6 protein-coding genes are annotated in these 6531 nt (G+C 43.4%); 2 read left to right on the plus strand and 4 right to left on the minus strand.

All coding sequences use genetic code 11. From position 1 onward, the window contains the following. Nucleotides 1–107: 107 nt before the first annotated feature. Both C7H19_RS26590 and C7H19_RS24705 read right to left on the minus strand, forming a co-directional pair. Nucleotides 108–332, minus strand: a complete 225-nt coding sequence (locus tag C7H19_RS26590; RefSeq protein WP_245927777.1) for a hypothetical protein — start codon at nt 330–332, stop codon at nt 108–110. Between the two features lie 4 nt (nt 333–336). Then, nucleotides 337–1206, minus strand: coding sequence for an IS630 family transposase (locus C7H19_RS24705; RefSeq protein WP_219907747.1), 870 nt, complete (start codon nt 1204–1206; stop codon nt 337–339). Nucleotides 1207–1415: 209 nt separating this feature from the next. Between C7H19_RS24705 and C7H19_RS24710 the strand changes: the two genes are divergently transcribed. After that, a complete protein-coding gene (locus C7H19_RS24710) occupies nt 1416–1628 on the plus strand; it encodes a hypothetical protein (protein WP_106459562.1) in 213 nt (70 codons plus the stop codon). Here the strand turns inward: C7H19_RS24710 and C7H19_RS24715 are convergent. Continuing rightward, the gene (locus C7H19_RS24715; RefSeq protein WP_106459563.1) at nt 1625–5197 is read right to left on the minus strand and encodes a hypothetical protein; all 3573 of its coding nucleotides are present in this window, start codon (nt 5195–5197) and stop codon (nt 1625–1627) included. The genes C7H19_RS24710 and C7H19_RS24715 overlap by 4 nt on opposite strands. Here C7H19_RS24715 and C7H19_RS24720 point away from each other — a divergent pair. Further along, nucleotides 5177–5584, plus strand: coding sequence for a hypothetical protein (locus C7H19_RS24720; protein ID WP_245927779.1), 408 nt, complete (start codon nt 5177–5179; stop codon nt 5582–5584). The two genes, C7H19_RS24715 and C7H19_RS24720, sit on opposite strands and share 21 nt — an antisense overlap. Nucleotides 5585–5856: 272 nt before the next feature. On the opposite strand, the gene C7H19_RS26965 is transcribed toward C7H19_RS24720, so the two are convergent. Continuing rightward, entirely contained in the window at nt 5857–6417 is a 561-nt protein-coding gene (locus tag C7H19_RS26965; RefSeq protein WP_245927781.1) for a hypothetical protein, read from the minus strand. Between the last annotated feature and the right edge of the window lie 114 nt (nt 6418–6531).

Below are 6531 nucleotides of genomic sequence, written 5' to 3' on the forward strand. Positions count from 1 at the left end.
CTTTGTTTCTCAGGACGGTCTCCTTTCCATTTTTTGACAGGTTAATTAATTTTCTATCCTCAAGTGACAGAAGAGGGTTCATACCAAATCCGCATAAATGACCCCTTTTATAAAGAGACATCGCTCTTAGTCTTTAAATTCTCTGGCTCAGGCCACCAATAATAGTTCGTCAAAGCTTGAATTTGAGGTTGCATTTTGGCTAGAATTTGGCAACGTTGAGCAAGAACAAACTCTAAGTCATCAAGAGTTTCAAAGCTTTTGTTAACCAAAGGTTCATCGGCTAAAGCCCAGAGTCTTTCTGCTGGTTGCAATTCAGGAGAATAGGGAGGCAAAGGTTCAAAAATTAGACATATACGGTAACTTAACTTTTTCGCTCATATGCCAGCCAGCACGGTCAAGAACTAAAAGGATAATCTTGTCTTGTCCCGCTCCCACTGCTGTGGCAAAAGATTGCAGTACTAAGTTGAACCACTCCACATTAACTTTAGGCACGATAAACCACTCAGTCTGTCCCGTTTGAGGGTGAACAAAACTATAAAGATAGAGCCACTCATAACGATGATTGACAGTAGCGATGGGTCTTTCTCCTCTCGGTGTCCAGACTCGACGTAGAATGGGTTTAAGTCCTATTCGATGTTCATCGAAAGACCACAATTCAATCTTGGCAGTAGGGTTCTTTTGTTGCAGTTGTTTCAATTGTTCTGGTAGACGTTTTTTGAATTGCTCCTGTTGTTCGGTTTCCGCCCTCTGATGTCTCGGTCGAGGAACCTTCAAGCTGTAGCGAAACTTTTTTAGATAGTCCCACCCCCTCTGCGGCCAGACTTTTTCTCTTCCTATTTTTTGGGCAATCCAGTGGGCCACTTTTGGCCCCGTCCAAATTCCTTGATCTGGTGGGGGTTGCTTCAATCTTTCTCTAAGTTCTTCAAGTTGCGCCTCATTAAGTAAAGCTTTTCCAAATGTCTTCTTCCTGAGCCTCGGCTTATTCTTGATTGCCTCTTCTCCTTGTTCGTTATATGCTTTGATCACCTCCTTGGCATAATCGTAGTTATACCCTACTGCTGCTGCGGCTTCTTTAATTTTCCATTTCTCACTGACCAACCACAGTAAGTGCCAACGTCTTGACTCCACCTTATTTTTGGTCTGCCGATAACGCTCTTTGAGTTGCTCACTCGATAGATAATTTTCCAGATGTGCTTTTCTTCCCATTATCATAGTTTATCAGATAAGTGGGTTCTCTCTCACGGATATAGTATCACAGTTTAAAAGGCATCGTTCAAAGTGATCGATGAATCAATTTAACTATTCGACAAGTCTTTGCTCAAACTAATAGTTGATTGGCTCTAGAGAATTTCTCTATTTTTTCTCTACAAGCGCGGTGTTTGTCACTGACAAATATTCAACTTTCTCGAAAATTTATGCCTGAAATAATCCTAAAAGAAGAAGAGACAAAATCATTTTCTGATATCTATCCCTTTGAACTCTTTCAACTGATCGATGGTGAAGGAATTTGGACAAAAGTTCATCAAAAATATGCGAGAAGAATCGATCAAAGATGGTCGAGTGGCAAGTGTTTTCAGCCTGATCAAATTGTCACACTTCTCATTTCTAATACAGCAGAGGATGATTAACCGAGTTCTTGGTGTTTCTCAAGCTTGGTAAAAGCCTCAGCTTGAATCACCCGCACATAATTCTTGGCTTGATTGAGATACTCATCCCAACTTCGAGAATGGGGAATGACCGCCCTCCATTCTCGAACCGTGTCGCTCTGGCTTAAGATTGTAGCTACTTCATGCAGGTCTTGCGTATCAGCATAAGCTCGAATAGCCACCTCAATGTCAACTTCCTGACGAGAAGCACAGACCCTAGCCGAATTTTTTAGAATATCTGAGGTATAGGCCTCATACTTCTCTCGATAGACAGTACGTTTAGCTTCTAACTGCTTTTCTTGCTCTTTTTGTTGCCAAGGATAAATAACCGTCTCTGGTTGAACATGGATTTGTGCAGTCGTTGGTGGGCTATTCTCCAGTCGTGCTGAGAAAGTAAAACCTTTATTATTTAACAGGCTGCGCTCTCTTAGCTTCATCTCACTCTCTCGATCCAAAACACCCATCGCATTACCATCAACGGTAACGAGAGGCATTTCTTTGCCCCTACCATTCTTAACCAGTGTGACGGTAAGCTTCCCTTCCTCTTTCTGCCATTCTCGTTCTCGGTAAGCAAAGTTCTTAATCTGTCCGATTTTTAAAGTATTGCCTTTGGGTGTAGTTGCGATTACCCCAGTACTTGGGTCAGCAACAATGGCAGCCTTAAACTGAGTCCCAACAGCCAGAGTAGGGGATTCAGCCGTCAGAGGAGCTAAAACTTGCCCTTCAACCTTGATGACACATTTATCTTCTAGCTTGCCAGTTTTATCGGGGATGGGATGAATGGCGATCATACAATCAATCTCCTCTCCTTTCCACTGTTGATTGCCATACTCATTGGTGGGGAAATGTAGTCCAACGACCTTCAACTCAGTAAATTGTAGTTTCTCAAGCTGTTCGATTACCTCATTGGGAAACAATTTAAAAGCCAGAAGTGCCTTTTTCGTCTGGTAATCATCACGGGTATGAGCATTGTGCCAGAGGGCGGCGGCTAAAGTCTGTCGTTCCCGTTCTGGATGTTCTTGATGGAGCATCTCTACATATTCATCAAGTGAGCGATAAATGCCGTTGATGCGTTCAGGGGTAATCCTTGGATGAATCTCTACTCCTGCTTGGGTTAACTTCATTCCCGCTTTGAGGCTGTATTCTTCCATTGATGAGAAGGTAACTGCCCCGATGGGACGTTCTAGCGTCTTGCCATCTACATTAAATGTAGCCATCGCCAGCAAGGAATGGGGAATCTCTCGGTCGAACGTATTGCTGACCAAACGTAAATCTATAGATGATGCGGTGTCTTTGTTCAATAAACCCGAATTTAAGGCACCAAATCGTTCTAGCCGAGTCAGATAGATGATTTTCTGGCTTTTGGTCGAGTGTATCTCAATATAAGGATCGATCAATTCAGGATGCTGGCTTTTGAGGTCTTCGAGAGAACGTGCTGCTCTTAAATAGTCGTTGTAAGTTTCCTTAATTTCTTGAGCAATTTCAACTATTTTAGGATTGCCTACTTCGGGAAAAAAGCCCCGAAATTGAACCGCAGGACGAGCCATCAAACAGCTTTGCTGCCATTTTTCATTGGTCATCCGAATCATCTGGTCAATCGGCCCGTAATTGCTACTATCTAAAATCTTATTGCGGTAAACTTGGGGATTACGACTTTTATCCCTCGCTGCCAGCCAAGTGACGGGTTGATAGCCACCGATTTCCTTACAGGCATTGAGTACAGTATTGTCTGGTCTTAAAGCACTCTTTGGCCCATCAACGGCTACTTGAAGTTCGTTAGATAAGTCGCCGACAATTTTGAATTGGATGTCTCGTATCAGTTGGAGAGCCATTTCAACTTGTTGGGGGGAGATTTCTTGAGGTAAGTTAGCGAGCGTTTGAACTTGCTGCTGGTATTGTTCAGGAATCTGAAAAGGTTTCTTAGGATCGACATCTTTAGCAAGCACAGTTCGATAATATTGAGCAACTTGCCGAACATAACTTTCTTGTTTCTCGTCAGGCATCAGCACTGTTTCCCAACGTAGTGTTACGGCTGCCATAATTTGATTGGCAATCTTTCCGATGTCATTTTTGACGGCACTGACGGCGATTTCCTCAAAACTGCCACTGTAAGGGATTTTGTCTCTTTTTATCACATCAGGATAACGGTTTTGGGGTAAGAGAGATTCTTTAATCTCTGCTGTCAGTGTCGGATAGCGGTCGGCTCGTTCAAATGCCAGCCTATCCCCATCAAAATCCGCCTGTAAGTGTTTAGCGGCTGTGTCAGGATGAATGTGAATCGAGCCTTCTAATTTCATTAACTGAGGCAGATGACGATTCGTCAGGACAATCACTCCATTAGAATTAACCAAAGGGCTACGAGTTACGATTAGTTCGGTTCCATCTGGGATTTTGGGGACACAAACCTCATTTTCTTTCAAATCAAGACTTGGTTGTGCTAGTGCTGCTTGAAACTTGATTGCCCTTCCTGTGGCGAGATCCAACCATTGTCGCTGGAGAAATTTTTGTAGTTCGTCGATGATGAAAGGGTGTTCTAAAAGTTGTCCGTGATGCTCTAAATCGGTTTTGAGGAGGTCAAAGAGGAGCTTCTCTTGAGATTGAGGCGTTTCTTCTGTATCAGTCGCTAAAGCATCTAAAGGGGTAAGAGAACCCAGTTCTTCAAAAATTTCTTCAAAGCAGTTAGCTCGTTCTTCATAGGTTGTGACAAAGTGTCGAGCTAGAGCGTGTAAATCTGATTGCGCTTGAGCTAATTCCTCTGCTTTCTGCTGAAGAATCGGTAAAATCTCACTTGAAACTCCTTTCGGATAATTCACTAATACCTGTGCACCGAGGCTTTGTTTACCATATTCTGCAATCGTTTTTATGCCAATACCGAGGTCGAGCGTATACTCTCCTGGTTGAATCGCATCCGCTCCCTTACGCCCTTTGAAGGAGCTAGTGGGTAGGATTAGATCGTATCCGATTTTGAATTGGTCGCCTCGCTCTATTACATCACTGGTTAGAGTTTCTAATCGAGGGTCGGGGGCTAAGGTTCCTTTGGCAATTCGATAAAATTGACAATTTTCTTGAGGGCGGATTCCGAGGCGAAATTGAAAAGGGGCATTTTTGCGTCCAGTGAGTTGTTCAGCTAATTCTAGGCTCATTTTGCCGTGACAATCTCCGACCAATTTTAAGGCTTGCTCTTTCGGTAAGATGCCGTTACTGTCTCCCGTATGATCATTGATGACAAGGACTCTAGCTTGTTGAATCTCGGAAAACGACTGACAAGGGGTAAAAGGTAAACTGCCGTAAGCCGCTCCATCAGAAGAATTGGGATAAAGTAAGTCGCGCACGGAGCGATTTGAGAAATACATCCTCTCCCGAGAAGCGAATTGGAGAGTCATACCTTGATATTCGCGTAGTTCTTTGGCTTTAACTTGCTTAGGGTTAATTTCTCCTATTGCAAAGCGTGTATCAGGGAATAAATATTCGGCGAGGCAGTTTTTAATCGGTTCAGTTACCTGAAGGTCTTGCCGCAGTAAGGTATCGAAATGAGTGAGGTACAGCGTCATGATTACTGTCACTCCGACCTATTATCATTAGTAGAGGAACACTTGTCAGAAGTTCTGAACGAGAAAACAATGGAAGCAGGCACAATTTTTGAGTCAGTTTTAGAGAGAAGCTTATACGAAGCCGATGGGACGATTAAGCCTCATTTTCGTGATTTTTTGCGGAAGCAAGGCTATTGTGAGACTCAAATCGAACAGTTCCAACGGCAGAAAAAGCAGGAAATGGAAACACGAATGCTCTTTGCTCAAGGCAATCCTGTCAAACTCAGCCCCAGTCAGAGGGCCATTGCTCGTTCAGGTTTAGAGGTTGAAGAACGTCTCAGCCAGGGCTATCTTGCCGTTGAAGACCTAGAATCAAAGAATTCTTTTGATTTTGAAGACTTACTTTGATGACCTCTCAAGTAGTCGCTTATTGCCGTCAAAGCGAAGGAAATAACAGAGACTTTCCCTAGAAGAACAAATCACTCCTTTGGGGATCAGATTAATACCCAGATAAATACCGAGGGAAAAAATAATAGCCATTAGAAGAACGGCCCAAGTCCAAGAATTAATTAAGTTAGTCCACCGTCTAATTGTTTGCCAGCGTTTTCGTCGTTTTTCACTCTCAAAAGCCAGTTTTTGCTGGTGTAACTTAAAATGAGCCTCATCTTCGGAAAGCGCAATTAGAAGTCGTTGCTGGATGATTCCATCGATGATTCGGGCAAGCTCGTCAGGGGCTGGTATTTCTGAAGTTGATACTCCTTCCACCGACTCTCCACTCGTTCGCCCAAGGCTTCGACGTTTCCCAATTGAGGTGAGGCTTCCTGCCAGAATTGCTCAAAATTCTGCCTCAGTTCGCCAGTAGCAATCATTTCTTTGAGCCTCATGATGGTGACTTGAGGGATGACTTTCCCCATAATTTCCGCTTGTTGGAGTCCCATCTGAAAGCCCGTATCAACAGCTTGCTGTTCTAATAGACGTAAATGTTCAGCGAGTTCTACACTGATAGCCACAGCATTAGCGTCATCCTCATCATCAAAATCCTGGCTTTTAAAGTGGCTGGCTAAATCATCGTAAGAGTTGGCTATCCCCTCATCAAACAACATCCTGGCTTGAGCAAAGCGTTCTCGTTCGGCTTCAGAATAGTTACGCTTTTTTAGCGATAGTCCGCAGGCTTTAAGCGTTTCTTTGAAGTCCTCTTCACTAAGATCGTACTCACGTTGTAAGTCTTCACGAGTCAACATAATGGCATTTTCCTCTACTCACTTTAAGTAAATTGGCCTCACGGGGTGACGAGTAGCTGAGAGCTAGAGAATATCTAGCTTTTAGAACTTTGTGCCACCTAGAAGATGAAGAAG

The sequence above is a fragment of the Aphanothece hegewaldii CCALA 016 genome (assembly GCF_003007785.1).
Taxonomy (GTDB): domain Bacteria; phylum Cyanobacteriota; class Cyanobacteriia; order Cyanobacteriales; family Microcystaceae; genus Chroococcus; species Chroococcus hegewaldii.